Below are 25662 nucleotides of genomic sequence, written 5' to 3'. Positions count from 1 at the left end.
TAAACTAACGGGTGAAAAAATATACTTGTCTGAATATATTCAAACAAGTAGTATTTGTCCTATCTACAGTAAAAGTATATCATATATACCGCATGTGACAAGGGTAAATAACATGCTTTTTTATAGACTAACAAAACCATTTTTCAAGAGAAAAAAATGGCGGAGAGGGAGAGATTTGAACTCTCGATACGGTATTACCCATATAGCGGTTTAGCAAACCGCCGCCCTAGGCCACTAGGCGACCTCTCCGCGCAAATATCAGGTTATCAACACAACACTTTTTGGCCCGAAAGCCGAACATTTTAGTGGTAGCCCCATGGGGATTTGAACCCCAGTCTTTAGGCTGAGAACCTAACGTCCTAGGCCGGGCTAGACGATGAGGCCACCTTAAACTAAATGGTGCGGAGAGGGGGATTTGGTCATCCGGCCGCCTGTGGCGGCCTTCTGACCAGCCAATTTTCTGTCGGGCATAGCCCTTTTCTTCCTATTCGTCAGCGAAAATTGGCTTCAAATCCCACAATCCTTACTACCGTCAAATAACTGGTGCGGAGAGGGGGATTTGAACCCCCAAGCCTTGCGGCACATGCCCCTCAAACATGCGTGTCTGCCAGTTCCACCATCTCCGCGAATTCGTTTATTGCGCTGCCCTTAATTTCCGGCGCAGCTTTTTTTGCCGCTTAGATGAAAATTTATACACAAACTCGTTCATCTGAAGAAGCCATTCCAGCTTTTTCGTAGGGTGGATCTTCATGAACCTGAGAAGACGGTCTTCTTCGCTCTCCCATTGGAAGATCATCCGGCCCTCTTTAGTTTTTTTATTTTTTTAAGTTCTTCCATATCCAGTTTGTCAATGGAACGGCCTGCGCTCTTCTTCATTTTAATAAGATTATCGATCGAAACCACGGGTATCGTAATATCACCGCTTCGTACATGCACTATATCATTTTTTGCTTCTTCGAAGCTTACCGGAGACTCTATAATGATATCTACCTCTTTAAACTCATTTTCCTTATAAAAATTAAAAGCCTTCATATATTTATTTTTGATCCAATCTTCCCGCTTCTTGCTATCCGCGATGCCCATGGGATCGACCGACTGTTTTACATGATAGCCTTTCTTCTTTAATATTCTAACAACCTTTGCAAGGTTTGCATCGGTCATCTCGACAAGGATGTCCATATCAGCAGTGCTTCGTAAAGAACCGAGAAGGTTCACGGCTATGCCTCCGACAAGCACATACTTTACTTTTTGCTTTTGGAATTCCCTCAATATATCTTCGTAGATTATCATAAACTCCGTCTGAAAGAGAGGTTCATATTATAACGGATATTCATCCAAAAGCAAGCATAAATGGCTGACGGGCTAGGATTTGGTCATCCGGCCGCCTGTGGCGGCCTTCTGACCAGCCAATTTTCTTGCGGCCGGAGGCCTCTTCCTCCCTTCGGTCGGCGAAATTTGGCTCCAAATCCTAGCTTTGCCGCATACTGACTGAGACTGAATTGGCTGACGGGCTAGGATTTGAACCTAGACAAGCAGATCCAGAGTCTGCTGTGCTACCGTTACACTACCCGTCAACCTCATGTAAATATTATACTCGAACCGCCCGTTTTTCAAAGCTTTTTAGGCGGACTTCTTCTCTATTTTCGCCCAGCTATCTTTCAGTGAAACGGTCCTGTTGAATACGATCTTACCATCCTTCGCGAAGATCGGATCAAGATAAAAATAACCGAGCCGCTCGAATTGGTATCTGCTACCGTTCTCAGCCTTGCCCAGCGATGGTTCTAGCTTACAGGCCGGCAGTATCTCAAGCGATCCGGGGTTAAGATTGGTTTTGTATTGATCGCTACAGGGTGTCCCCGCGCAGGATGGCCCCTCATCCGGGTTTCTTTTCGTGAATAATAAGTCGTAGAGCCGCACCTCTGCCTCAATAGCTGTCGGGGCGTTCACCCAGTGGATCGTCGCCTTGACTTTTCGCCCATCAGGAGAGTCTCCTCCGCGCGTAGCAGGATCATAAGTGCAACGGACCTCCATAACCTCGCCCGTCTTAGGGTCCTTGACTATTTCGGTGCAAGTCACAAAATACGCGTACCTGAGGCGCACCTCTTTGCCCGGCGATAGCCTGTAGAATTTAGGGGGCGGCGTCTCGCGAAAATCGTCTCTTTCGATATACAGTTCGCGGCTGAAAGGCACTTTTCTCATCCCGGACGAAGCGTCTTCCGGGTTATTGACCGCGTCGAGCTCCTCGGTCTTGCCTTCGGGATAATTCGTGATGACCACTTTCAACGGCCGCAGCACGGCCATCCGGCGCTGGCAGGTTTTATTCAATTCCTCACGAACGGAGTTTTCCAGGACCGCTATGTCAACGATCGAGTCCATCTTCGCCACGCCTATGGAATCGCAGAAATTCCGTATGGAGAGCGGGGTGTACCCCCTGCGGCGAAGTCCCGATAAAGTCGGCATGCGCGGATCGTCCCACCCGCTGACATAGTTTTCCTTCACGAGCTGCAATAGCTTTCTCTTGCTTAAAACGGTATTGCTCAAATTAAGGCGCGCGAACTCTACCTGCTGCGGATGATATGCTTTCAGCGAGTCGAGTATCCAATCGTATAACGGCCTGTTATTTTCGAATTCAAGCGTGCATATCGAATGTGTTATCCCTTCGATCGAATCGCTGATGCAGTGCGCGAAATCATACATCGGATATATGCACCACTTATCGAGCGTCCGGTGATGGTGCTCCCGTTTTATCCGGTACAGGACCGGGTCGCGCATCACGATATGTCCGCTCGCCATATCGATCTTGGCCCGCAGGACTTTCGCTCCGTCGGCATACTCGCCGCCTCTCATGCGCTTGAATATATCGAGGTTCTCCTCGGGCGCCCGATCCCGATAGGGCGAGTTCCTTCCGGCCTGCGTCAGCGTGCCCCGGTATTGCCGGATCTGGTCCGCTGTGAGATCGTCCACATAAGCCTTGCCTGAGCGTATAAGCTGGAGAGCGCATTCGTAGATCCGCTCGAAATAGTCCGAGGCGTAAAATAGCCGGTCCTGCCAATCGAACCCGAGCCATCTTACATCCTCGATGATGGCGTTAACGTATTCCGATTCTTCCTTTTCCGGGTTCGTATCGTCCATCCGGAGATTACAGAGGCCATTATAGTCGCGCGCGATCCCGAAGTTAAGGCAGATCGACTTGGCATGACCTATGTGCAGATAACCGTTGGGCTCCGGCGGGAAACGCGTGTGGACCTTCGCGCCGAACCTTCCCTCGCGCAGGTGAGCGTCTATTATTTCCCGTATGAAATTTTTAGCGATAGGTTTTTCCATAAGACGTTCAGGATCCGGCTCGGCGCATGCGTTCTATCACTTTGGGCTTACCCAGTATCTCCATCATCTCGAATAGGCCGGCGCCCGCGGTCTTACCGCTTATGGCAACTCGGGTGGGATGGATGATCTCTCCGGCTTTTACCTTCTTCGCCTCTGCCATCGAGCGGCATGCCTCTTCGAGCCTGGCATGAGAAAAATCGCCGACTTTATCGAGCGAATCGGCAAACTCCAATAAAATGCTCTTACTTCCGGCAGGCTTAAGATACTTCTCGCGAGCTTTTTCGTCGATTGAATAATCGTCGCTGAAAAAATGGTCTGTGGCTGGAACAAATTCCGATAAAGTTTTGATTCTTGTCTTATACTGATCTATCAGCTTCAAAAGCATGTCGTCCGAAGGGCTAATCCCTTTATTCAAATCCGCCAATTGTTTCTTTATGAGAGGAAGGAGGTCGCCGCTCTTCTGTTTTGCGAGATACTCGCCGTTCATCCATCTCAATTTCTGCAGATCAAATTTTGCCTGGACTCCCGTCATGTTCTTTATATCGAAAAGCTTCACCGCTTCGTCGAGCCCCAGGATCTCGCGGTCGCTGCCGGGCGACCATCCGAGAAGCAGAAGGTAATTGACAAGCGCTTCCGGCAGATACCCCTCTCTCTTGTACTCCTCTACCGAAACGCCTCCGTGCCTCTTCGAAAGCTTAGCGCCGTCGGCGCCCATGATAAGCGGCATATGGCCGAATTCCGGGGTTTTAAGCCCGAGCGCTTCGTAAAAAAGGATCTGCTTCGGCGTATTGGAAAGGTGGTCGTCGCCTCTTATTATGTGCGTTATCTTAAGATGCGCGTCGTCTACCACGCAGCAAAAATTATACGCGGGCGAGCCGTCCGACTTTATCATGACCTGATCTTTGATATCGTTGGTATTGAAACTAACCTTGCCGTGTATCATGTCGTCGATCTCGATCACGCGCCCGGCGGGCATCTTAAATATATAGGCCTCTCCCTCGCGGTACGCCTTCCCCGACTTGACCAGCTCTTCGGCGGAAGCGCGATAGAGATCGAAGCGCTTCGACTGGCGTATAGGCTCCTCGTCCCAATTGATGCCGAGCCACTTCAGGTCCGTCATTATCTCGTCGAGAAAACGGTCTTCGGAACGCGTCAGGTCAGTGTCTTCGACGCGCAGCAGGAATTTTCCGCCGTAGCGGTGCGCGTAAACCCAGTTAAATAGAGCTGTCCTGGCGCTTCCTATGTGCAGATATCCGGTGGGGCTGGGAGCGAACCTGACTCTCACCATTTAAAACCTGTACCCTTTTTCGAGGGCCTTTTTGTTGAGTAAGAATAGCTCCTCTTTTCCTCTCAGCGCTTCTTTCAGCGCCGAGAGCACATTGCGCAAGGTTATCATCTTGGAACGCTTGACGAGCGCGCCCGCCGCTACCATATTCGCGCATTTAGTGTTGCCGAGAGAGCTCGCGATATCGGTCATCGGAATATGAACTATTTTAATGCCCTTTCTCCTGGGGGGCCCGTCGATCAGAGATTTATTTGAAACAAGAACGCCGCCTTCTTTTAATTTACCTTCATATTTCAACAGGGAGGGCTTATTCATAACTATCAGCATATTGGGGCTCGTAATTATAGGGCTGGCTATCTCTTTATTGGAGATCTTTGTCATCGAATATGCCGTGCCGCCTCTTACTTCGGCGCCGTACGACGGCATCCATGTGACATGACGCCCGGCCATAAGCGCAGCCTCGGCGAAAAGCTTTCCCATGAACATTATCCCCTGCCCGCCAAACCCGGCCGAGAGTATCTCCTCGGTATAATTGCTCGTCTTCTTCATGTTGGCCTTATTATTAACAACTCTTGATCACCCCGAGAGGATAGAATGTGGCTACCTCATTCTTTATCCTGTCGGCAGCCTGTATAGGGGTCATCCCCCAATATGTCGGGCACATCGACAGGACCTCGACTATCGAGAAACCTTTGCCGTCTATCTGCATCTTGAACGCCTTGGAAATAGCGCGCTTTGCCCGCAATACTTCATGGGACGAATTCACCGCCACTCTCTCCGCATACTTTACTCCGGGCAGGACCGCAAGCATCTCGAGGATCTTTAGCGGATAGCCTTCGCGTCGCAGGCTTCGCCCGTATATCGTCGTAGATGTCTTCTGGCCGGCAAGCGTCGTAGGCGCCATCTGCCCTCCGGTCATTCCATAGACTCCGTTATTTACGAATATGACCGTTATATTCTCACCGCGGTTCGCGGCGTGAACTATTTCGGCGGTGCCTATAGCGGCAAGGTCCCCATCCCCCTGATAGGTGAATACTATGTTGCCCGGCCGGACCCTTTTTATGCCTGTAGCGACCGCGGGTGTTCTCCCGTGCGCGGCCTCAGTGACGTCGAAGTCCCAGTAGTCGTAAGCTATAACCGCGCATCCTACCGGCGCTACGGCTATGACGCGCTCGCGGATACCGTATTCGTCTATCGCCTCGCAGACTAAGCGATGGATTATCCCATGACCGCAGCCGGCGCAGTAATGATTGTCGACCATCCTAAGGCTGGCCGGATTCGGCATGACTCTCTTAAGAGCCTCTTCTTTTTTTACTTTCTTCATAAGCTCACAATAGCGCCTCTACGCGCTCCAATATCTCTTCTTCGCAGGGTATGCCGCCGCCCATCCTGCCGTAAAATTCAACTTTGGCCTTGCCGTTAACGGCAAGCCTCACATCCTCGACCATCTGGCCCGCGCTCATCTCTACCACAAGAAATTTCTTTGTTGCCGCGCATGAGTCTTCTATTGTCTTATCCGGAAACGGCCAAAGCGTTATCGGTCTTATCAAACCCACCTTTAAGCCTTTAGCGCGGGCGGCCTCCATCGCCGCCTTGGCTATCCTAGCCACAGAGCCATAAGCGACAAGTATGATATCGGCATCTTTGGTATGAAAGCTCTGGCTGCGCGTTTCCGTTTCCTTGATGGTCCTGAATTTTTCCTGCATATGCCTGTTATGTTCTTCCAAGGCGCCTTCCCCAAGTAAAAGAGATCTTATTATGCGGGGCGCCCTGTCCCTGCATCCCGTAAGCGCCCACGGCTTATCATAATGTTTCGGCTGCATATCCGATGGTATGGTAAGGGGCTCCATCATTTGCCCTAAAAGGCCGTCGCCAAGTATAAGCGCAGGATTTCTGTATTTATCAGCAAGATCGAAAGCAAGAAATGTCAGGTCCAGAAGCTCCTGGACGGACATTGGCGCGAGCACTATCAGTTTATAATCTCCGTGGCCGCCGCCTTTCACCGACTGAAAATAATCTCCTTGGGACGGAGCGATATTGCCGAGACCGGGCCCCCCTCTCTGCATATTCACTATAACGCATGGGAGCTCACATGCCGCCAGATACGAGATCCCTTCCTGTTTCAGGCTGATCCCGGGGCTCGACGAAGACGTCATCGCCCGCTCTCCCGCGGCGCTTGCGCCGAATACCATGCTTATCGCGGCAAGCTCGCTCTCCGCCTGAACAAACGCTCCGCCAGTCTCGTTCAGCCGTTTTGCCATATAACTTATGAGTTCATTTTGCGGCGTTATGGGGTATCCCGCATAGAATTTGCATCCGGCAATGACCGCGCCCTCTCCGCAAGCTTCGTTCCCGCACATCAGCACTTTATTTTTACTCATATCTATTTATAAACCTCTATGCCCCCATCCGGACAGATGACGGCGCACATGCCGCATCCGGTGCATTTACCTCCGGAGAAATATACCGCCTTCACACCTTTGATATTGAGCTCTTTCCCTATCTTTATCAGGTTATTCGGGCAATTGACCACGCAGAGGTAGCACCCCTTGCATTTCGCTCTATTTATCTTTATTTTGGCCATAAAATCTACATTACCTCTTTTATAATTACATCGCAAATAGCGTCAGGTGTCAAGTTATACTTTGCAAATAGCTCGCTTCTTTTGCCGTGTTCGATAAATTTGTCCGGCAGGCCGAATCTTTTGAGTTTAACGCCGTTTATATGATCGCGCTCTATGAATTCCAGCACTGCGGAGCCGAATCCGCCGTCAAGCACGCCGTCTTCTATGGTGACCGCTTTTTTTATTCTATTAAATACGTCTGTTAATAGCCTCTCATCTAGCGGCTTGATAAATCTGCTGTTTATCACCATCGCGTTTATCTTGTTTTTAGCGAGGATCTGCGCTATTTCAAGCGCGGTCTCCGCCATGACGCCTATTGAAATTATCACGATATCCCTGCCATCCTTCAGGATCTCCGCCCTTCCCCGCTCGATCGGAAGGGACGGCGCCCTATCGAGACGGCTGCCGCCCTTCGGATAGCGGATCGCCGCGGGCGCATCCAGGGAAACCGCGAACTCGAGCATGGCTTTCAGTTCTGCCGGCGTCGCCGGAGCCATGAACGTAAGGTTCGGTATATGCCTTAAATAGGCTATGTCAAATACGCCGTGATGTGTCGGCCCGTCCTCTCCTGCGAGCCCGGCCCTGTCGAGACAGAAGGTGACAGGCAGGTCCTGCAGACAGATGTCGTGTATTATCTGGTCGTATCCCCTCTGTAAAAATGTAGAATATACCGCGACGACCGGTTTAAACCCGCCGCGGGCAAGGCCTGCGCTAAAACCCACCGCGTGCTCCTCCGCTATGCCCACATCGAAGAAGCGGCCGGGATAGTCCCGGGAATACTTATTAAAACCGGTGCCGTCTAACATAGCGGCGGTGACGCCGACTATTTTTAAATCTTTTCCGCCGAGTTCCGATATTTTATCCGAGAACGCGTCGGTGAAGGTATCGGGGCCATTCACCGCCAGTTTCTCGCCGGTCGCGATATCGAACGCTCCTGTGCCGTGGAAAGACGCGGGGCGCTCTTCGGCGAATTTATAGCCCTTGCCCTTCTTCGTCACCAGATGTATCAGTAATGGCTCCTTCAGGTCTTTCAGGCTCTTCAGCGTCCGGATGAGCAGTGATAGATCATGGCCGTCTATCGGACCGAAATACCTGAACCCCATCTCTTCGAATAGCATGCCGGGGATGAGCAGGTTCTTCAGGCCCTCTTCCAGCTTTCTGGCGGCGCGGTACGCCCTGAATCCGAAACGAGGTATGCGCTTAAGGAGCTTCTCGACATCTATTCTTATCTTGTTGTACGCGGGAGCCGTTATGATCCTGTTTAAATATTTACTTAGCGCCCCCACGCTTTGCGAGATCGAGCGCTCATTATCGTTAAGAATGACTATCATATCCTTCTGAGTGTGCCCGACGTGATTAAGCGCCTCGAATGCCATGCCGCCTGCCAGCGACGCGTCTCCTATGACGGCGATCACCTTATTGCTAGACCCCTCGAGATCACGCGCCGTTACGAGGCCGAGCGCGGTCGATATAGACGTGGAGGCATGGCCGCAGGTAAATATATCATGCTCCGGGCTCTCGTCTTTATTCGGAAAACCGCTTAAGCCCCCCATCTGCCGCAACCCTGAGAATTTATCAAATCTTCCGGTGATAAGCTTGTGCGCGTAAGTCTGGTGTCCGACATCCCATACGATCTTATCATTGGGCGTATCGAAAACGTAGTGCGCCGCTATCGTAAGTTCGACCGCCCCCAGGCTCGAGGCAAGATGTCCGCCGGTCTTTGAGACCGTCTCTAAAATAACGGCTCTTATTTCCTTGGCGAGGTACATAAGCTCGGCGAGATTTAATTTACGCAGGTCACCGGGCCCTTTTATGTTTTCCAGCAATCTTCCCATATTAAAGCCGCCTCTTAAGCATAGAATCCGCTATCTCCTGAAGCCTGACCGCATTATTACCGAATATCTTCAAAGCGTTCTTCGCCTTACCCGTGACATCCGCCGCGCGGGAAGCGGCGTCATGCTTACCGGACAATTTAAGAGAATCTTCGTCGTCCATGATGTCGTCTACGATCTGGAATGCCGTGCCTGCCAACTCTCCGAAAAGAGCCATGGCTTTGACTTTTTTATCCGGTACACGGCCCGCTATGGCGCCCAGCCTGGCGGATGCCTCAAATAACCTGGCGGTCTTCAGTTTATTTATACGCCTCCGCGCTGCGGCGCTTACGGTTTTTCCTTTATAGGCCATGTCGATCACCTGGCCGCCGACCATGCCGGAAGTGCCGATGGCCTCGGACAGCTCTCTTACGGCTTTGACGCTCGTCTCCGGACTCAGATGTTTCGAAAGAATATTGAACGCCAGCGTCAGGAGCGCGTCACCGGCAAGTATCGCGTTTGCCTCGCCGAATACTTTGTGGCTTGTCGGGAGCCCTCGCCTGCGGTCATCGTCGTCCATCGACGGCAGATCGTCATGGATTAACGAATAGGTGTGCGCCATCTCCACGGCGCATCCGATCACAAGCGCTTCGTTTAAACAGTCCCGCCGGAGGTTCCGGGCCCGGGGCGCGCATGTCTTGCACGCTTCCAGCACGATTATCGGCCGGATACGCTTGCCGCCGGAGAACACACTGTATCTCATCGCCCTGTGAATGATCCTGGGCTCGCATTTGGCGGAAGGCAGGTATTTATCGAGCGCTTTATCGATCAGGTTCTTTGACTGTTTCAGATAAGTTTCGAGGTTCATCATTATAATTTTATAAAAGCTCTTCTTCCGAGCCTGACTTCGATTTCTTCTTCTTGCCGGGGGCTTGCGATTTTTCTTCTTGGGCCTCGCGTTCATCGAACTCTTTAAGCTCTACCGAACCGTCCTTATTTTTCAGTAATATCTCGACCTTCTTTTTAGCCGTCTCTAATTTTTTAGCGCAGATCCTCGACAACCGTATCCCTTCCTCGTATTTCTCGCAAGCTTCGTCGAGCGGAAGGTCCCCGTCCTCCAGCTCCTGCACTATTCTTTCCAGCCTCTTTAACGCCTCCTCAAATTTCATCTCAGTTGCCATATCTGTTTATCTCCTCGATTTTACTTATAAACGTGCCTTTGCCCAGCCTGGTTTCGACCTTATCCCCTATATTGACATCGCCCGCGTTTTTTATGATCTTCCTTCCGGGGAGGCGCGATGATATGCTGTACCCGCGATTTAATATGGCCAATGGGCTTAAGACCTCCAGTTTCTGCGCAAGTAAATTGAAATTCTCCCCTCGCAGCTTTACTAAATGGCTGACGCGGATCGCCATATCCTTGCGCAGGTCGTCTATCATCTGCTCATATTGCTCGACCATCTTAAGCGGCTGCGTGAGCGCGTAACTTCCCTTAAGCCGGGCAAGTTTTTGAGCCATCGTATCGAGTATATTCGCAAGCGCGTTTCCAAGCCTCTCTATATTAATTTTAACGCTGTTTACGAGGTCCTCTTTTTTCGGGATGACGAGTTCCGCCGCGGCCGACGGTGTCGGCGCCCGCAGGTCGGCTACGAAATCCGCGATCGTGTAATCTATCTCATGGCCCACGGCGCTTATCACGGGGATCTCGGAATCGTATATGGCCCGCGCCACAACTTCTTCATTAAAGGCCCAGAGGTCCTCCAGCGATCCGCCGCCCCGGCCCACGATCATCACATCGATGTTATTTAGTCTGTTAAAATCTATTATTGCCGCGGCGATCTCGTCCTTAGCTGACTCTCCCTGCACCCTGACAGGATAGATTATTATCTCGACGTTTGAGAATCTCCGCAAAGCTATATTCAATATATCGCGTATCGCGGCGCCTGTGGGACTTGTGACGATGCCGATCCTTGTCGGCAGATGAGGGATGGGTACTTTATGCGCTTGGTCGAACAGTCCTTCTTTATAAAGCTTATCCTTCAACTGCTGGAACTGCAGCTGCAGCGCGCCGATGCCCTTCGGCTCTATCTCCTCCACTATCAACTGATAACTGCCGCGCGGCTCATAGACGCTGATCTTTCCGAAGCAGATGACCTTCATCCCGTCTTTCAGATTAAATTTGAGCCTCTCATTCGACCGCTTGAACATCGCGCACTGCACTACCGAGCCCGCATCCTTCAGACTGAAGTACATATGGCCGGATGAATGCCGCAGAAAATTCGATATTTCGCCCTCGACCCAGACCGCCGGGAAAGAGTTCTCGATTATCTGCCGTATATATTTCGTGAGTTCCGTTACCGAGTATATCTGCTTCTCTTTAGTCTCGTTCATCATCTCGTCCCAATGTCTCTTCACCGCTAACGGGGCCATCCACCGCTAACGGGGCCATCCATCCACCGCTAACGGGGCCATCCTGCAAGGGGACACCCTATAAGCCAGAATCCCGCGGGGTGTCCCCTTGCAGGATGGCCCCAGCGTTAGGTTGCTAGCTTTTCCTGAACCCGCTTTATCGAACTCGCCTTGCCGGTCTTATCGTCTATATCAAGAATAACGCCGTGGAGCTGTATATCGCCCTCGGCCATCTCGAACTTTGTGGGTAATTGTGTGAGGAAACGCCTGATAATCTGTTCTCTCTTGCGGCCTATGACGCCATCGAACGGCCCCGTCATCCCCACGTCGGAAATGAAAGCGGTCCCGCCTGAAAGTATCTTCTCGTCGGCCGTCTGGACATGTGTGTGGGTGCCCAGGACCGCGCTCGCCTCACCGTCCAGATAGTAGCCGAGGGCTATCTTCTCGCTGGTCGCTTCGGCATGCATGTCGATTATTATTATCCTGGCCCTGTCTTTGATCTTGCCTATTATCTCTTTAGCCGTCCTGAACGGGCATTCCACGGCGGCCATAAAGACGCGCCCGACCAGGTTAATAACCCCGATCTCCGGGCCTGAGCCTGACTCGAAAACGCCGTAACCGAACCCCGGCGCGCCCGCCGGATAATTCGCCGGACGGAGGATCCTCTTATCGGATCCCAGCTCATCCACCATCTCTTTTCGTTTCCAGATGTGATCGCCTGAGGTTATGACATCGACACCGTAACCGAATAACTCATCGGCCAGGGCGGGCGTCACCCCGCTGCCGGCGGCCATATTCTCGCCGTTCGCTATTACGAAATCTATGCTTTCACGCTTCCTGATCTTTGGGACCAGCTCCTCGACGGCGCGCCTGCCGGGCGAGCCGACTATATCGCCGATGAAAAGTATATTCATTATGTCTCCTCTATTTCGCGTACTCGACTGCCCGGGTCTCGCGCACCACCGTCACCTTGATCTGCCCCGGGTATTCGAGGCCCTCTTCGATCTTCTTAGTGATATCGCGCGCCATGACTGCCGCCTGTGCATCCGTTATCTTATCGGGCTGGACCATTACCCGTATCTCGCGCCCGGCCTGTATGGCATATGCCTTGGCGACTCCCTTAAACGAATCCGCGATCGCCTCCAGCTTCTCGAGCCTCTTGACGTAAGTCTCCAGCGTCTCCCTGCGGGCGCCCGGCCTCGTCGCGCTTATCGCGTCGGCTGCCTGCACAAGCACCGCCAGAAGCGTCTTTGGCTCGATATCCTGATGATGGGCCTCGATCGCATGGCAGATATTTTCCGACTCTCCGTACTTTCGCGCGAGATCAGCCCCGAGCTTTGAGTGTGTGCCCTCGACCTCATGGCTTATGGCTTTTCCTATATCGTGCAATAACCCGATCCGCTTCGCCAGCGTGAAGTCCAGTTTCAATTCGCTCGCCATTACGCCCATAAGATGCGCAACCTCTTTGGAATGCTGTAATACATTCTGGCCATAGCTGGTCCTGTATTTAAGGCGGCCAAGCAGTTTTATTATCTCCGGATGGACGCCGTGCAGTCCTGTGTCGAAGAGCGCCTTCTCGCCCTCCTCGCGCATCGTGTTCTCCATCTCTTTCTTGACCTTTTCGACTATCTCTTCGATCCTGCCAGGATGAATGCGCCCGTCCTGCAGAAGGCGTTCGAGCGAAAGTTTCGCTATCTCGCGTTTTATCGGATCGAACCCGGATAATATAACAGCCTCTGGCGTATCGTCTATGATGACATCGATGCCGGTCGCTATCTCAAGCGCGCGGATATTGCGCCCCTCGCGGCCTATGATCCTGCCCTTCATCTCATCGCTTGGCAGATGCACCACACTGACCGTCGTCTCTACCGTATGATCCGCCGCACAGCGCTGTATGGCGAGCCCGATGATCTTCCTGGCCTCCTTATCCGCTTTCTCCTTGGCCTCTTCCTCGCTCTTCTTTATGAATATGGCAGCCTCCTGCTTCACATCATCTTCAAGCTTCTTCAGCAGCAGCTGCCTTGCCTCTTCCCTGGTCATGCCCGATATGTTCTGAAGCTTCTCTTTCTCTTCCTGCAGCAACCTCTCCATCTCTTTATCTTTCGAGGCGAGCAGCTTCTCTTTTTCGACTAAAGAATGTTCCCTTCTTTCGTTATCCTTATCCTTGCGATCGAGTATGTCGACCTTGCGGTCCAGGTTCTCCTCTTTCTGGATGAGCCTCTTCTCTAATATGATCAGCTCCTGCCTGCGATCTTTGGTCTCCTTCTCAAATTCCGTCCTGAGCCTGAGAAGAACGTCCTTAGCCTGAAGCTCGGCCTCGTGCTTTAACTTGCCGGCCTCGGCCTTCGCCTCCTCCATCATTCTCTTCGCCCTGTCCTCGGCGTGTTTAATTTTGCCCTTCGCGTAAAACTTGCGGATAAAATAGCCCAGTCCGAAAAAGACTGCCCCGGAGATTCCCGCAAGGCCTATGTAGATTATAGTTGCCTCTTGATGCTGCATGGCTGTTACCTCCCTATGTAGAAACCGCCAAAGGCACAAAGACGCGTATACCGGGCATGAATATTTCTTTCACACCCTTAACGCGCTTTCCGCTCTTTTACGGTGTTATGCTGTGATTGTTTTCCAGACGGGAACGTCGTGAGAGTCTTTGGGTAGGTACTCCAGGACCTGAAAGTCGAAGGCGATGCCTATGGTCCTGGTCTCTTTGGGAAGGCCGCACAGAAATCGGTCGTAATAACCGTGCCCGCGGCCCAGCCTGACATTATTTTTGTCAAATGCTATGCCCGGCACCACGACCAAATCTATATCTTCTAAAGGAACCTCTCTGACGTGTCCAACGATCGGTTGGTAGATTCCAAAGTGCTGTCTTTCCAAATCTTTTTCCCTATCCTTAATTTCGCCTGCAATTAAGCGTTTTTCTTCTTTCAGTATCACAGGTACGCAGACTCTCTTTCCCATCTTTACCGCCTCATCTATCATGGAAAGTGTATCCACTTCATCCTTCAACGAGACGTAAAACATCACCAGCTTTGCTTTTTTGAACTCCTTCTCATTAAATAACTTATCTTTTATTATAGCACTTTTTTTCGATTTTTCAAGTGCCGAATGAGACTTTAGTTTTTCTATAATATGGCGCCGTATTTTATGCTTCATGCTCGCTCTTAAATTTCTTCTCTATCATGGGCTTGCCATGTTTCTTAAGATAATCGTTTATGGCCCCCGTAAGCGCCTGCTCGGCCAGAACGGAGCAATGCATCTTTATCTTCGGCAGCCCTCCCAGGGCCTCCGCTACCGCATGGTTCGATACTTTAAGGGCCTCCTGGATGGTCTTTCCTTTCACAAGTTCCGTAACCATGCTGGATGTGGCTATCGCGGCGCCGCATCCGAATGTCTTGAACTTGGCATCGGTGATAACTTCATTAATCGGGTCGACTTTTATATAAAGCCTCATTATGTCTCCACAAACAGGATTTCCCACATTGCCGATACCGTCGGCATCCGCTATCTCGCCCACGTTGCGGGGATTTCTGAAATGTTCCATCACTTTTTCCGAATATTGGCCTTCCATATCATTTTCCTTTCTCATATAGCGGTGACATCTCCCTCAGCCTCTGTATGATCGGGGGCAGCACCGCGAGAACGTAATCCATATCTTCTTTCGTATTGTCTCTGCCGAGTGAAAATCTTATAGACCCCTGCGCGTCCGCCGGATCGATGCCCATGGCGGTCAGCACATGGGAAGGTTCGAGCGTACCTGATGTGCATGCGGAGCCCGTCGAGACCGCTACGCCCTCCATATCGAGGTTTAACATTATCGATTCACCCTCCAGATATTTAAACCCGATATTCGCCGTATTCGGCAATCTTTTTTCGGGATATCCGTTAAGCCTTGTATGCGGTATCCGCGCTATTATACCTTTGTACAGATAATCTCTCAGCTCCCGCAGCCTTTCGGACTCTTCTCGAACCTCTTTTTTAGCAAGCTCCGCCGCCTTACCAAGTCCGACGATCCCGGGCACATTCTCAGTGCCCGCCCTCTTATTCATCTCATGGTGGCCGCCGTGCATTATAGCTTCTATCTTCGTACCTTTTCTTATATATATCGCTCCGACGCCTTTTGGCCCGTAGATCTTATGAGCCGACATCGAGAGCAGGTCGACCGGCATACTCTTCACTTCGAACGCCTCTTTGCTGACAGCCTGGACGGCGTCGGTATGAAAATATACCCCGCGCTCTTTCGCGATAGCGCCTATCTCGCTCACCGGTTCTATGGTCCCGACCTCATTATTGGCGTACATTATGGAGATGAGTACCGTCTTATCGGTTATGGCTCTCTTTACATCATCCGGATTGACGAGCCCATGTCCGTCAACAGGTAAATACGTTACTTTACATCCGTCTTTTTCTAAAGCTCTCGAAGCGTTAAGCACGGCGCTATGCTCGATCGAGGACGTTATTATATGATTGCCTTTATTACGTAACGCGCGCGCGACGCCCTTAATAGCAAAGTTATCCGATTCTGTCCCGCCGGAGGTAAATATGATCTCCTCCGGGCTCGACGCGCCTAAAAGCACTGCCACCTCTCCTCTTGCCTTGTCCACCGCCAGGCGCGCCGCGCGTCCGAACTGGTGGATGCTCGAGGCATTACCGTAGATCTCTTTGCAGAACGGAAGCATCGCCTCCAGGACCTCTTCACGCATCCTGGTAGTAGCGTTATTATCCAGATATACTCTTTTCATATTATTCCTCCATCTATCCGGCGGATTTTTTAAGCCTTATTGCTTTCGCCCGTTCACGCAATTCTTTCGCGTATCCGTTCTTACCGATCTTATCATAAAATATAGCCAGATAATCCATAAAGATAGCCAGATATTGATCGTTGGGTGGAAGCTTCTCCCGGAGTATCGATAACGCCCTTTGATAGAGCCGGTCAGCTTCCTTAGTATTTCCCGCGGCGGCCATGTAGGTAGCGAGGTTATCTACCGATCCGGCCACTTTAAGGTCATCGGGCCCGAATAGCTCCTCGCCTGTCTTAAGAGCTTCCCTGGCCACACCAACGGCTTCTTTATAATTACCATAGTAATAAAGGTCGAGTGCCTCGTCCGTCAGGCGCTGCCAGTCTTCCTCCGTAGAAGCGGCAAGGCACACGGAAAACGACAAAATCATCACAACGGCCGCTATCTTAAATATCCCGTTCATAAAATATCTCTTTTTTACAATGAAAGGCTGCGCGGCCTTAGAGATTTCGAATGGTCCTTAGGGGGCCTGACCTGCTTAAACAGATGAAGCTTATCCTGTTTTTTCAGTTCGTTATATATAAGGATCCAGGCGCAATCTTTATCCTTGTCAATTTCACACTTTCCTTTATCCTGCCCGCCGCATGGGCCGTTTAATAGCCCTTTAGGGCACCGCGTCACCGGACATATAAGGCCCGTGAGCTCGAGCACGCAATCTCCGCAGGCAGCGCATCTCTCGAGGAAAGCATTGCTTGAATCGATCTGGCCCATGAATAAGGTATCGCATCCGACGTGAATGGGCTTGCCGGTCCGTAGATTATCTTTGACGGACTGGATGCCAAGCCCGCAGGCGAGGACAAGTATAGCATCCGACGATTCTATCATCTTACGGCTTTTGGCAAGCTCGAGTTTGACTTTCGCGGCAACGCATGGCGCCGAGGGGACGCAGTAGCCGGTAACAACCTTACCTGCCTTCTCCAGCGCCTCCCTGATCTTCCTTACATCGTCTTCTCCACCCGTCTTGCAGGTCGTAGAGCATTCCCCGCACCCGATGATAAAAATCCTCGTCTGCCCTTCGAGAAATTTCAGTATCTCTTTAAACTCTTTCTGCCTGGTAATTATCATCTCTATGTCCCTTTCGGGGCCTGCGGGAAACGGCCGTCAAGGGCGGCCTTTATCATGGCCTTGATATCACCGCTAAAGTCTTTGGTGAGTATCCACTCTAAATACTCCCGGTCTTCTTTCGCGATATCCCTTATATGTTTCTTCCTGCCATGCTTACCGAACGTAGGATACAGCTCGCCGTTCCACCAGGAAAACTTCCGCTCTCTATCGAAATATTCGCTTCCGCGTTCATAGTCGAAATCCCTTAAGGACTCTATGCCTTTCTCTTCGGCGCCGTATCTCTTTATCTCGGCATCCAGTATATCCATAGCCGCCTCGGCATCGTTTAGAGCTGAATGCGCGTTTTCGAGTTCTTTGCCGCAATAGAGGAGATAGGCGGCCATCAGGTCCCGCCTTTCATGTATATGGTATATCTTCTGGGCGTCAAATATATTCCGGTCGCGCCAGTAAAAACTTAAGCCGGCATCGTAAAATTCGCGTTCCAATAAAGGCAGGTCAAACCGCAGGATATTAAAGCCCGCGAGGTCGGAATCCCCTATAAAGGAGAGCGCCTCTTTCGCGATATCCTTAAAACGCGGTTTGTCCTTAACGTCATCGTCCGTGATATTGATGATCCGTACGACATTCGGCGGTATGGGCATGCCGGGATTGACGCGTTTTATGTAGTCAGCCCTTGTCCCGTCGGGCATCATCTTTATCATCCCTATCTCGACGATCCTGTCTTTTTCGACCCATGTGCCGGTCGTCTCCAGATCCAGGACCACCAGCGGCCGTAATATCTTCATCTTATTCCGCCCTTTTATCCTTTTATTCTACAGCACCGGCTCGACTCTCTTGATCTCCGGGACAGCGCCCTTCAGTTCTCTCTCGACGAAATTCGCGAGAGTCATCTGGCTCATCGGACATCCGGCGCAGGCGCCTTTCAGGCGGACTTTGACCACACCGTCCTCGATCGCTACAAGTTCGATATCACCGCCATCCTGCTGCAGCGCGCGCCTTACCTTTGCCAGCGCTTTCTCTATTCTTTCTTTCATGATCTTTTCCTTTCTACTTGTCTACTTGCTCAAAAGCTCCCCGATATCGTTCTCGAACGTATCTTTAGGCCTGTAACCTATATATTTTTTCACTATATTAAATTTTTTATCAATAATAAATGTCGTCGGGATCGATCTGATCGGGCCGTATGCGGCATTTGCCTTATCATCTCCGATTAGGATAGTGTAATTCATTCCGAGTTTTTCGGCAAACGGTTTGACATCTTCCTGTGGTGTAAGCGAAACACCAATCATAACAAACCCTTGCTCGGCATGTTGCTTTTGAAGCGCTATAAAATCGGGGATCTCCTGTCTGCATGGAGGGCACCACGTAGCGAAGAAGTCGAGTATTATCACCTTTCCCTTAAAATCGGACAGCTTCACCGTATTGCCGTTCATATCACGCAGACTGATATCGGGCGCGACTGAGGGCGCTTCACCATATCCCTTAGCGCAAGCGCATAACAGAAATACCGGCACCAGCAGAATGAATGCTTTGGCAAATATATTCTTTCTCATAACCTCTCTCCTCATTTTATTTCGCGAAAATATTCACGACCTTTTGTGTAACCACATTTAACGAATCGGTGATTATCAGCGCCCCCACCAACACAAGGATAGCGCCCGCGGCCTTATTGATATATACCATGGCGCTTTTGAAACGGTTAAAATATACCAGAAATGTCTGCATCGCTATTGCCGTGATCAAAAACGGGACGCCTATTCCCATTGAATATAACGTAAGGAGCTTCACCCCCTCCGCCAGATTACCCTTAGTTCCGGCTATGACCAGTATCGAGCCGAACAGCGCTCCGGCGCACGGCGTCCACGCCGCCGCGAAAGTCACCCCTACCAGGAAAGAGCCCAAATAAGTCGCCTTCTTGACATGCAGTTGCAGGTGAAAGCTTTTTTCCAAAAAATCGATCTTCAGGACGCCCGTCAACATAAGGCCGAAGAGTGTTATCAGGGCGCCGCCGCCTATACGTATATACTTTTGATACGCGAAGAGTGTCTTACCGATGGCTGTCGCGGTGAGCCCCATCAATACAAATACGACCGAGAACCCGATTATAAACAGAATAGTGTGCGAAATCGTCTTCGCGCGGATATCTCTCTGGGCGTCCTTAAGGTCATTATATGATACTCCCGCGATGTACGCTATGAAAGACGGTATGAGCGGTAAGATGCAAGGCGACAGGAACGTTAAGAATCCCGCCGTAAACGCTCCTATATAAGCCACATGTTCTCCGGCCATAATTATTATCTCCGCTTTCTACGGAAGACGGGCTTTATTGCGCCTGGGTTATTCTTACCTTTATTATCCTCAGCTCTTCCTTCATCGCGGCGAGGTCTTCCATTATCGATTTCTGGTTGACGAGCACCTTATCCAGTTTCGCGGCCACCACGGAATCGGATGAATCGGAACTCTGCGCGTGTATGGCACGGCCCGTTAAACCTAAAACAGCCGCGGCAACCACGATGGAAATGAAAAATACAATAACAGTCTTCTTTATCTTCATGCTCTTCCTCCCTAGTTTATTCAGCCATATTGTAGGCTAAGTGCCGATATCTCTGATATCGGCCATATATAATTACGATATTATACCACTATATCGTTAAGCCGCAACAGATGCCGGTTACTAAAATCCTTTCAGGGCCTGGAACCCAACACCGAGTAAAAGCGAGGTAACTATTAAAACCCCTAAGAATATGGAGAGGACCTTCATCCCGTACTCTTTCCGCAGAACGAGAATTGTGCCATAGCTCGTGACGGGCCCTATGAGTAAAAGCGTCATACCGGCGCCTGAGTTCATGCCTTGCCGAATAAGGCTATCGACCAGCGGAACCGTTGCCGTAGAACATATATACATAAGTATGCCAAACACTATGGCAAATACGTAGCCGAACCATCCGCTTAAGAATTCCTTTATCAGTCTACCGAGAGGCATGAATGTCGCGACGAACGCCGCCAGGACTATTCCGATAAAAAGCTCCACGCCGATCTCTTTTGGCAGTTCAATATAAGCATATTTAAGGGCTGAGATAAACTTCTGAGCAAAAGTCTTTTTCTTGTGCAGGTGCGCATGGGCCGGATCTATCTCGCAGTGCGGACATTTTATTGGTCCGGCCGCCCGCCGGGGAGCATGCCTGATCGTATTGCCTACGAGCCCCATCAATACACCCATTATTATCACGGCAAAAAATATGTATACGGTGAACTTGAGCCCCAGCACACTATATGAGACAAAGAGCGCGCTGATGGACGTGGCAGGCGTAGCGACCAGGAACGCCAATACCGGCCCGAGCCTTGCGCCCTTCTTATAAAAACTCACCGCTATGGGCAAACTACCCCAGCAACATACGGGAAGAAGCGTGCCAATCAGGGTTGAGGCAAGGATGGGCATTATCCCTCCGGATCCTAAATATTTCAGGACGGCGTCTTCCGGAATAAGCTCGTGCACTATACCGCTTATAAAAAATCCTACAGCCAGCGCCGGAAGCACCTCGGCCAGATAATGAAGAAATATATGTATGAAATGCTCCATATATTTAAATTACTCCTCTTCTTTTACCGGCCGTTCTTTCAGCCCTTTGAACGCATATCCGGACGAAGCACCCGGAAGCGTCTGGACAGGCTCGGTCAGGAAAAATTGCTTGTCACTGATCCACTTCTTGAGTTCCTCGGCTATCTCAAGAGCCTTGGCGTAACTTGAGAGCGAGGAGGTCGGGACCTCCTTGCCCTGTACGGTGATCTTCCCGCTCTTAAGCTGTTTATAATTCACTTCTCCGAGCGAGCTCGCCCTGCCTTGTGGATAATCTTCGCTGTAATCCACTATCTGCGCCCATATATCCTCATCTTTTACCGCGGCGTATTTCAATATTTCCTCGTCGAGGATGGGGATCGGGATCCCGAGGCCTACGCTGAGGCTTGAGCCGTACCCCTGGAACGATATGCCGCGCAGCCATGACGCGCTCATCTGCTTCAGGTCGCCCATCACGGCAAGCGTCCCGGCAGGCGCTTGAGGGACTTCGTTCTCCTTGCGTTTTACTCCGGGATTGTGCTGCGTGCCGTGCCAGTATACGTAGCCCACGCCTCCACCGAGAAATATCCTGGTCCCCAACCCTATGGTCTTATAGTGCGGATCCTTTAATAGCGGCGACAGCTGTCCCGCCGAACAATAGTTCGCGTTTCCTATATTCGCTTTGAGCATACCCATATAGGTATAGATATTCTTCGAAGATGAAAGGTTAACGGCGCAGTTATAATTCTGATAACAATTTCTGGGGTTTAATAAGACCGACTCATTAATGTCTTTGATATTAATGTATGTCTTGATATGCTTACGCGGATAGCAGTCGGTGCCATACGCCGTGCCTTCCAGGATAACGTCTTTCCCCGCGACCAGCTCCTCGATAACGTGGCCGCCGCCGTATTTGAATTCTCCCGGGTAGACTTTGTTCCTCGGGTCATCATCAGGCATAGCGGTAGCGCCGATATAAATATCCACCGCCGCGAAACCCGTATATGCGGGCACGTTATTCAATGTGACATGGCCGCCGCCTAGTTTTATCTTCGGTTTCGAGTGGCCTATATTCAGATACGCTCCCGATGAGCACATCGGCCCGAAAGTCCCTGTCGTCACGACATCGACTTTACGCGCCGTCTCTTTAAGGCCCTTCTTCTCGACGAGATCGATGACCTCGTCGGCGGTCACGACCACCACCTCACCGCGCTTTATTTTCTCGTTGATCTCTTTTATCGTCTTAGCCATCTTTTACACCACTCCTCTCTAAAATACTGCGCTAGACCTTAAAACCGTCTTCCATCGAAAGATATCTCTCTCCCGTATCAGGCAATATCGTTACCACTGTCTTGCCTTTACCCAGCTCGCGGGAGACCTTAAGCGCCGCCCATAACGCCGCGCCGCTCGAAACGCCGGCAAATATGCCCTCATCTCTTGCCAGCGCCCTCGATGTATTGAAAGCATCGTAATCTTCCACTTGCACTATTTCGTCTATAATTTTAATATTCAATACTTCGGGCACGAATCCCGCTCCTATGCCCTGTATTTTGTGCACCCCCGGCTTTCCACCCGACAGGACCGGGCTATTCTTGGGTTCGACCGCTATTATCTTTATCTTTGGATTATGCTTCTTCAGGACTTCTCCTACTCCTGTCAGAGTGCCGCCCGTTCCGACTCCGGCGACAAACGCGTCGAGGTTGCCGCCTGTGGCCTCAAGGATCTCTTTTGCTGTGGTCTTCCTGTGCGCTTCCGGATTTGCCGGATTCTTGAACTGCTGCGGCATGAAACTATTCGGCGCTTTCTTCGACAGCTCCTCCGCCTTCTCCACCGCACCCCTCATGCCTTTAGCGCCTTCTGTAAGGACTATATCCGCTCCATAGGCTTTTAATATCTGCCTGCGCTCGATGCTCATAGTTTCGGGCATCGTAAGCACGCATCTGTATCCCTTCGCCGCGGAGATCATAGCAAGCCCGATGCCGGTGTTGCCGCTCGTCGGCTCGATTATAGTCGAGCCCTTCTTCAATAAGCCCTTCTTTTCAGCGGCCTCTATCATTGAAAGGCATATCCTGTCCTTTATGCTTCCGCCCGGGTTGAATTGCTCGAGCTTGACCAGCACCTCCGCCATGCCGGGAGTGACAAGGCGCCCTAACCTGACCATCGGAGTATCCCCTATTAACTCGGATATGTCTTTAGCGATCTTTTTTGCCATGGCTTCACCTCTTATATTGAATATTCATAAACCGACTGTTCCCCCAGGCTTCTATTTTTATACCTTAATACGAGCTCTTCGAACGTTACCGTGTCCACCACCACCGATATAGCGTCCCCCACTTCCTTCCAGAGGTCGCGGAATATACAGCTCTTTATATCTTTACATCTGGTATAGGCGCCTTTCTCCACACATGCGATAGGCTCGATCGGGCCCTCAAAGAACCTTATGACCTCGCCGATAGTTATATCTTTGGGGTCTTTTGCCAAGAGAAACCCGCCTTTAACTCCGCGCCTGGATTTAACGAATCCTCCGCGCCTTAGCGATAGGAGTATCTGCTCGAGGAAATTTGTCGGCATATCACCCAGCTTCGCTATTTCGGTAATTGACAGCACGCCTTCCTCTGGATCGCCGTAATTTAAGGCGAGTTGGAATAGCGCCTTCAATGCGTAATCACCTTTGTATGTTATCTTCACCGTCGGGATCCTTTCTAAAGACGATATATATGATTGACTTAGTAGTGATTATACCATAGCTGCTGCTTTTGTCAACTATTATTTTTAAAATTACTCCGAAAATGAGGACTGTAAAAAAATAGGGACTGTCCCAACGTGTTTACTAAGCGTTGAATGGGACTGTCCCTATTTTTCAAAACTCTACTGGTAAATACTGTTATGTATAAAAAAGCTAGTTTATATCTCTTGACAGTCCTTCCTTATATAGTACAATGTTTACAGTCTTAACAGTTAGCACATTGAATTCTTAGCACTATAAAAACGGAGGATGTATGGTAAGAGTGAATAAAGTAATATCGATGATAGTCTCAGCATGCTTTCTGCTCAATGCCGTAGCATCGGACCTTGCATTCAGTCAGACATTAAATCACGGCCCTAATACGGATAAGCTCGCTACGCCTTCAGGATTAAGTGACATCGTAGGAATACAGCCTAAGGATGAGGGAAGAATAAAGCTTGCGCTTGAAAATCTGCTCATGCAATTATTTCGTAACAGACAAATTATAGATATATCTGCTTTCAAAACACTGGGAAAGCGGTATTTTAAAGAGAATACTATATTTCAGCCGGCTGATATACAATTCTTCTGTCATGAGGTAAAGCGTACAAATGCCGGGCCTTGTGTTATGGTCAGGCTAAAGGATAAATACGGTTTAAGGACCTATTATGCTACGTTCCCTTTACAGAAAGACAAGGATGGCGGCGTCCCTATAAATATATATACAAAGGAGCAATATAAAAGCGCCGCCGAGTTCAAAAATGGAACGCCTGAAATAAACCCGGAGGATACCATAGCAGTTAATAGATATGTGGAAAAGAATGAACGGGTAATCGATAAATTTATAAGAGAGCGTATAGTAGCGGGTGATTTCGCCGAAATGAAAGGACGCGCGGAAAAACTCGATCTTGACCAGAGATTCCCGAGTAGAATAAAATCTAAGTTGTATTTCGAAAATTTTTTACCCTTGTTGCAAGATGATTTGGAAAAATTTCTGGGCATATTTAACATAAGCCTTTCCACAGCTTTTGATGGGAAAAATATTGTTTTTATAAAAGTGCCTCAGGGTGTTGATTATCCGGTTATCTACGAAAATGGTCAGCCTATAACGGTAAAAAGCCATACAAGTGAAAATGCCGTATATTTCTTTTTGGACAAGATTAAGTTTGAACGGCTGGAAAGGGACTCTATTTTACTTGATGGCACACATAGTGATATTTGTTTTGGTCAAATCCTCGCCATTATATCGATATCGCTAGACACAATAGTTCATGAAATCGGTGTGGCATATGGACTTCCGTATGAAATAACTCCGGAAGGAGAAATAGTAAATGACCTGGACAAGGCATATGCGCAGGATTATTTGGAACTAGGTGATAAGCTATTAACGCAATTTCCTCGTTTAAGGAATCTAACTAAAGCCAATCTCGACAAAAACCTTTTAACGCGCGACTACGCGGCTGGTGCATCTTCCTCTAATAATGGGGCTGAAATGTGCATTTTAAGAAACCAGTGGAAAGGGCAAGATATCCAGGTGCCCCTGGAAGTAGCAAGAAAAGTTTTCCAGGAAATCGTGCGCCTTAAATCTGAGGATCCCAATAAATGGCATGCGCTTTTGACATTTACCGAATTTCTGTATGAAAAAGACCTCATGTCTTACACATTGCACGAGGAAACACGTTTCTGGCGATCATCGTCCTTGAAAAAAGCTTTAGACGTTCTCAGTGGAAGCATTTTCATTAATAACAATAGAACTGCGCCAGAATATGTTTGCGCGATTATCCGCAATTCATTCGAATCGAAGCCTGTGACTGACGAGCTCTTTTCTGGCACCTTTAATTCTCCGAACAGTGCTTATCTTATGGATCCGTTAAAAGGCGGCAGTGAAAAGGATTATCAAAATAGTATGTTATTACGAGATCCCGTAACCTCCCCATTCGATATCTTCGCCCAGGGCTTCTCCCTTAACATCGGCGCTTATACGGACCAGACAAACCTCCCCCATCTTAAAGAGATCGGGATCGGGGCTTCCCTGGTCGGTCATAGCGAGACGAGATATCGTGAAGTT

Annotated in this window: 29 protein-coding genes and 4 tRNA genes; 1 reads left to right on the top strand and 32 read right to left on the bottom strand. The window is 50.0% G+C overall.

Annotated features, from left to right (window positions below; all coding sequences use genetic code 11):
• Positions 1 to 157 precede the first annotated feature (157 nt).
• The 32 genes from NTY76_01865 to NTY76_01710 all read right to left on the bottom strand — a co-directional run bounded on the left by NTY76_01865 (position 158) and on the right by NTY76_01710 (position 23557).
• Positions 158 to 249, bottom strand: a tRNA-Ser gene (locus NTY76_01865).
• A 57-nt stretch (positions 250 to 306) separates the two neighbouring features.
• Positions 307 to 384, bottom strand: a tRNA-Glu gene (locus NTY76_01860).
• A gap of 157 nt (positions 385 to 541) precedes the next feature.
• Positions 542 to 626, bottom strand: a tRNA-Leu gene (locus NTY76_01855).
• Positions 627 to 634: 8 nt separating this feature from the next.
• Positions 635 to 796 (bottom strand): hypothetical protein, encoded by a 162-nt coding sequence (locus NTY76_01850; protein ID MCX5677833.1) that lies wholly within the window; start codon positions 794 to 796, stop codon positions 635 to 637.
• Complete coding sequence (locus tag NTY76_01845; GenBank protein MCX5677832.1) at positions 793 to 1290, bottom strand: hypothetical protein; 498 nt, start codon at positions 1288 to 1290, stop codon at positions 793 to 795. Before NTY76_01845 ends, NTY76_01850 begins: the two co-directional genes overlap by 4 nt.
• Before the next feature lie 210 nt (positions 1291 to 1500).
• Positions 1501 to 1574: transfer RNA gene (locus NTY76_01840), tRNA-Gln, on the bottom strand.
• 46 nt (positions 1575 to 1620) lie between these two features.
• Positions 1621 to 3324, bottom strand: a complete 1704-nt coding sequence (locus NTY76_01835; protein ID MCX5677831.1) for a glutamine--tRNA ligase/YqeY domain fusion protein — start codon at positions 3322 to 3324, stop codon at positions 1621 to 1623.
• A 7-nt stretch (positions 3325 to 3331) separates the two neighbouring features.
• A complete protein-coding gene (gene gltX / locus NTY76_01830; GenBank protein MCX5677830.1) occupies positions 3332 to 4612 on the bottom strand; it encodes a glutamate--tRNA ligase in 1281 nt (426 codons plus the stop codon).
• The gene (locus tag NTY76_01825; GenBank protein MCX5677829.1) at positions 4613 to 5158 is read right to left on the bottom strand and encodes a 2-oxoacid:acceptor oxidoreductase family protein; all 546 of its coding nucleotides are present in this window, start codon (positions 5156 to 5158) and stop codon (positions 4613 to 4615) included.
• A gap of 13 nt (positions 5159 to 5171) precedes the next feature.
• Positions 5172 to 5894 carry a thiamine pyrophosphate-dependent enzyme gene (locus NTY76_01820; GenBank protein MCX5677828.1) on the bottom strand — a complete coding sequence of 241 codons (723 nt, stop codon included), beginning with the start codon at positions 5892 to 5894 and terminating at the stop codon, positions 5172 to 5174.
• 43 nt (positions 5895 to 5937) lie between these two features.
• Positions 5938 to 6990 (bottom strand): 3-methyl-2-oxobutanoate dehydrogenase subunit VorB, encoded by a 1053-nt coding sequence (locus tag NTY76_01815; protein ID MCX5677827.1) that lies wholly within the window; start codon positions 6988 to 6990, stop codon positions 5938 to 5940.
• A 2-nt stretch (positions 6991 to 6992) separates the two neighbouring features.
• Positions 6993 to 7193: a 4Fe-4S dicluster domain-containing protein gene (locus tag NTY76_01810; protein ID MCX5677826.1), complete on the bottom strand. Its 201-nt coding sequence runs from the start codon at positions 7191 to 7193 to the stop codon at positions 6993 to 6995.
• A 5-nt stretch (positions 7194 to 7198) separates the two neighbouring features.
• The gene (dxs, locus tag NTY76_01805; GenBank protein ID MCX5677825.1) at positions 7199 to 9067 is read right to left on the bottom strand and encodes a 1-deoxy-D-xylulose-5-phosphate synthase; all 1869 of its coding nucleotides are present in this window, start codon (positions 9065 to 9067) and stop codon (positions 7199 to 7201) included.
• Position 9068: 1 nt separating this feature from the next.
• Positions 9069 to 9914 carry a polyprenyl synthetase family protein gene (locus NTY76_01800; protein ID MCX5677824.1) on the bottom strand — a complete coding sequence of 282 codons (846 nt, stop codon included), beginning with the start codon at positions 9912 to 9914 and terminating at the stop codon, positions 9069 to 9071.
• 7 nt (positions 9915 to 9921) lie between these two features.
• The gene (xseB, locus tag NTY76_01795; GenBank protein MCX5677823.1) at positions 9922 to 10224 is read right to left on the bottom strand and encodes an exodeoxyribonuclease VII small subunit; all 303 of its coding nucleotides are present in this window, start codon (positions 10222 to 10224) and stop codon (positions 9922 to 9924) included.
• Positions 10214 to 11473 (bottom strand): exodeoxyribonuclease VII large subunit, encoded by a 1260-nt coding sequence (gene xseA / locus NTY76_01790; protein MCX5677822.1) that lies wholly within the window; start codon positions 11471 to 11473, stop codon positions 10214 to 10216. Before xseA ends, xseB begins: the two co-directional genes overlap by 11 nt.
• 107 nt (positions 11474 to 11580) lie before the next feature.
• Positions 11581 to 12366 (bottom strand): TIGR00282 family metallophosphoesterase, encoded by a 786-nt coding sequence (locus tag NTY76_01785; GenBank protein MCX5677821.1) that lies wholly within the window; start codon positions 12364 to 12366, stop codon positions 11581 to 11583.
• Positions 12367 to 12376: 10 nt separating this feature from the next.
• The gene (gene rny, locus NTY76_01780; GenBank protein MCX5677820.1) at positions 12377 to 13951 is read right to left on the bottom strand and encodes a ribonuclease Y; all 1575 of its coding nucleotides are present in this window, start codon (positions 13949 to 13951) and stop codon (positions 12377 to 12379) included.
• A gap of 105 nt (positions 13952 to 14056) precedes the next feature.
• Complete coding sequence (locus tag NTY76_01775; GenBank protein MCX5677819.1) at positions 14057 to 14605, bottom strand: 5-formyltetrahydrofolate cyclo-ligase; 549 nt, start codon at positions 14603 to 14605, stop codon at positions 14057 to 14059.
• Positions 14595 to 15038, bottom strand: coding sequence for a Fe-S cluster assembly scaffold protein NifU (gene nifU / locus NTY76_01770; protein ID MCX5677818.1), 444 nt, complete (start codon positions 15036 to 15038; stop codon positions 14595 to 14597). The genes NTY76_01775 and nifU overlap by 11 nt, the downstream gene beginning before the upstream one ends.
• A complete protein-coding gene (gene nifS, locus NTY76_01765) occupies positions 15022 to 16191 on the bottom strand; it encodes a cysteine desulfurase NifS (protein MCX5677817.1) in 1170 nt (389 codons plus the stop codon). The genes nifU and nifS overlap by 17 nt, the downstream gene beginning before the upstream one ends.
• Before the next feature lie 13 nt (positions 16192 to 16204).
• Positions 16205 to 16651 carry a tetratricopeptide repeat protein gene (locus NTY76_01760; protein ID MCX5677816.1) on the bottom strand — a complete coding sequence of 149 codons (447 nt, stop codon included), beginning with the start codon at positions 16649 to 16651 and terminating at the stop codon, positions 16205 to 16207.
• A gap of 14 nt (positions 16652 to 16665) precedes the next feature.
• Complete coding sequence (locus tag NTY76_01755) at positions 16666 to 17313, bottom strand: methylenetetrahydrofolate reductase C-terminal domain-containing protein (GenBank protein ID MCX5677815.1); 648 nt, start codon at positions 17311 to 17313, stop codon at positions 16666 to 16668.
• A gap of 2 nt (positions 17314 to 17315) precedes the next feature.
• A complete protein-coding gene (locus tag NTY76_01750) occupies positions 17316 to 18098 on the bottom strand; it encodes an exonuclease domain-containing protein (GenBank protein MCX5677814.1) in 783 nt (260 codons plus the stop codon).
• Between the two features lie 27 nt (positions 18099 to 18125).
• A complete protein-coding gene (locus NTY76_01745) occupies positions 18126 to 18347 on the bottom strand; it encodes a NifU family protein (GenBank protein MCX5677813.1) in 222 nt (73 codons plus the stop codon).
• Positions 18348 to 18368: 21 nt separating this feature from the next.
• Positions 18369 to 18866, bottom strand: a complete 498-nt coding sequence (locus tag NTY76_01740) for a TlpA disulfide reductase family protein (GenBank protein ID MCX5677812.1) — start codon at positions 18864 to 18866, stop codon at positions 18369 to 18371.
• A gap of 16 nt (positions 18867 to 18882) precedes the next feature.
• Positions 18883 to 19602 carry a cytochrome c biogenesis protein CcdA gene (locus tag NTY76_01735; protein MCX5677811.1) on the bottom strand — a complete coding sequence of 240 codons (720 nt, stop codon included), beginning with the start codon at positions 19600 to 19602 and terminating at the stop codon, positions 18883 to 18885.
• A 34-nt stretch (positions 19603 to 19636) separates the two neighbouring features.
• On the bottom strand, positions 19637 to 19867 hold the full coding sequence (locus NTY76_01730) for a hypothetical protein (GenBank protein ID MCX5677810.1): 231 nt from the start codon (positions 19865 to 19867) through the stop codon (positions 19637 to 19639).
• 120 nt (positions 19868 to 19987) lie between these two features.
• The gene (locus tag NTY76_01725; protein MCX5677809.1) at positions 19988 to 20893 is read right to left on the bottom strand and encodes a permease; all 906 of its coding nucleotides are present in this window, start codon (positions 20891 to 20893) and stop codon (positions 19988 to 19990) included.
• A gap of 9 nt (positions 20894 to 20902) precedes the next feature.
• Complete coding sequence (locus NTY76_01720; GenBank protein ID MCX5677808.1) at positions 20903 to 22120, bottom strand: homocysteine biosynthesis protein; 1218 nt, start codon at positions 22118 to 22120, stop codon at positions 20903 to 20905.
• A 31-nt stretch (positions 22121 to 22151) separates the two neighbouring features.
• Entirely contained in the window at positions 22152 to 23081 is a 930-nt protein-coding gene (gene cysK / locus NTY76_01715; protein MCX5677807.1) for a cysteine synthase A, read from the bottom strand.
• A gap of 11 nt (positions 23082 to 23092) precedes the next feature.
• Complete coding sequence (locus NTY76_01710) at positions 23093 to 23557, bottom strand: Rrf2 family transcriptional regulator (protein ID MCX5677806.1); 465 nt, start codon at positions 23555 to 23557, stop codon at positions 23093 to 23095.
• 848 nt (positions 23558 to 24405) lie between these two features.
• Here NTY76_01710 and NTY76_01705 point away from each other — a divergent pair.
• The coding region (locus NTY76_01705) for a triose-phosphate isomerase (GenBank protein MCX5677805.1) at positions 24406 to 25662 on the top strand (1257 nt) is incomplete at its 3' end.

Source organism: Candidatus Omnitrophota bacterium, assembly GCA_026387175.1.
Classification (GTDB): Bacteria; Omnitrophota; Gorgyraeia; order 2-01-FULL-45-10; family 2-01-FULL-45-10; genus CAIMPC01.
Note: the sequence above shows the minus strand (reverse complement) of the source record. Positions and strands in the feature narration are given on the sequence as shown.

Coding starts and splice junctions, on each gene's coding strand:
- NTY76_01725 (MCX5677809.1), bottom strand. CDS start 20,893: ATGGAGCATTTCATACATATATTTCTTCATTATCTGGCCGAGGTGCTT.
- NTY76_01775 (MCX5677819.1), bottom strand. CDS start 14,605: ATGAAGCATAAAATACGGCGCCATATTATAGAAAAACTAAAGTCTCAT.
- nifU (MCX5677818.1), bottom strand. CDS start 15,038: ATGAGAAAGGAAAATGATATGGAAGGCCAATATTCGGAAAAAGTGATG.
- NTY76_01785 (MCX5677821.1), bottom strand. CDS start 12,366: ATGAATATACTTTTCATCGGCGATATAGTCGGCTCGCCCGGCAGGCGC.
- NTY76_01800 (MCX5677824.1), bottom strand. CDS start 9,914: ATGATGAACCTCGAAACTTATCTGAAACAGTCAAAGAACCTGATCGAT.
- NTY76_01815 (MCX5677827.1), bottom strand. CDS start 6,990: ATGAGTAAAAATAAAGTGCTGATGTGCGGGAACGAAGCTTGCGGAGAG.
- NTY76_01850 (MCX5677833.1), bottom strand. CDS start 796: ATGATCTTCCAATGGGAGAGCGAAGAAGACCGTCTTCTCAGGTTCATG.
- NTY76_01740 (MCX5677812.1), bottom strand. CDS start 18,866: ATGAGAAAGAATATATTTGCCAAAGCATTCATTCTGCTGGTGCCGGTA.
- NTY76_01750 (MCX5677814.1), bottom strand. CDS start 18,098: ATGAAGATATTACGGCCGCTGGTGGTCCTGGATCTGGAGACGACCGGC.
- NTY76_01735 (MCX5677811.1), bottom strand. CDS start 19,602: ATGGCCGGAGAACATGTGGCTTATATAGGAGCGTTTACGGCGGGATTC.
- NTY76_01810 (MCX5677826.1), bottom strand. CDS start 7,193: ATGGCCAAAATAAAGATAAATAGAGCGAAATGCAAGGGGTGCTACCTC.
- NTY76_01835 (MCX5677831.1), bottom strand. CDS start 3,324: ATGGAAAAACCTATCGCTAAAAATTTCATACGGGAAATAATAGACGCT.
- rny (MCX5677820.1), bottom strand. CDS start 13,951: ATGCAGCATCAAGAGGCAACTATAATCTACATAGGCCTTGCGGGAATC.
- NTY76_01845 (MCX5677832.1), bottom strand. CDS start 1,290: ATGATAATCTACGAAGATATATTGAGGGAATTCCAAAAGCAAAAAGTA.
- NTY76_01755 (MCX5677815.1), bottom strand. CDS start 17,313: ATGATAATTACCAGGCAGAAAGAGTTTAAAGAGATACTGAAATTTCTC.
- NTY76_01730 (MCX5677810.1), bottom strand. CDS start 19,867: ATGAAGATAAAGAAGACTGTTATTGTATTTTTCATTTCCATCGTGGTT.
- dxs (MCX5677825.1), bottom strand. CDS start 9,067: ATGGGAAGATTGCTGGAAAACATAAAAGGGCCCGGTGACCTGCGTAAA.
- gltX (MCX5677830.1), bottom strand. CDS start 4,612: ATGGTGAGAGTCAGGTTCGCTCCCAGCCCCACCGGATATCTGCACATA.
- nifS (MCX5677817.1), bottom strand. CDS start 16,191: ATGAAAAGAGTATATCTGGATAATAACGCTACTACCAGGATGCGTGAA.
- cysK (MCX5677807.1), bottom strand. CDS start 23,081: ATGGCAAAAAAGATCGCTAAAGACATATCCGAGTTAATAGGGGATACT.
- NTY76_01820 (MCX5677828.1), bottom strand. CDS start 5,894: ATGCCGAATCCGGCCAGCCTTAGGATGGTCGACAATCATTACTGCGCC.
- xseB (MCX5677823.1), bottom strand. CDS start 10,224: ATGGCAACTGAGATGAAATTTGAGGAGGCGTTAAAGAGGCTGGAAAGA.
- xseA (MCX5677822.1), bottom strand. CDS start 11,473: ATGGCCCCGTTAGCGGTGAAGAGACATTGGGACGAGATGATGAACGAG.
- NTY76_01745 (MCX5677813.1), bottom strand. CDS start 18,347: ATGAAAGAAAGAATAGAGAAAGCGCTGGCAAAGGTAAGGCGCGCGCTG.
- NTY76_01720 (MCX5677808.1), bottom strand. CDS start 22,120: ATGGCTAAGACGATAAAAGAGATCAACGAGAAAATAAAGCGCGGTGAG.
- NTY76_01760 (MCX5677816.1), bottom strand. CDS start 16,651: ATGAACGGGATATTTAAGATAGCGGCCGTTGTGATGATTTTGTCGTTT.
- NTY76_01825 (MCX5677829.1), bottom strand. CDS start 5,158: ATGAAGAAGACGAGCAATTATACCGAGGAGATACTCTCGGCCGGGTTT.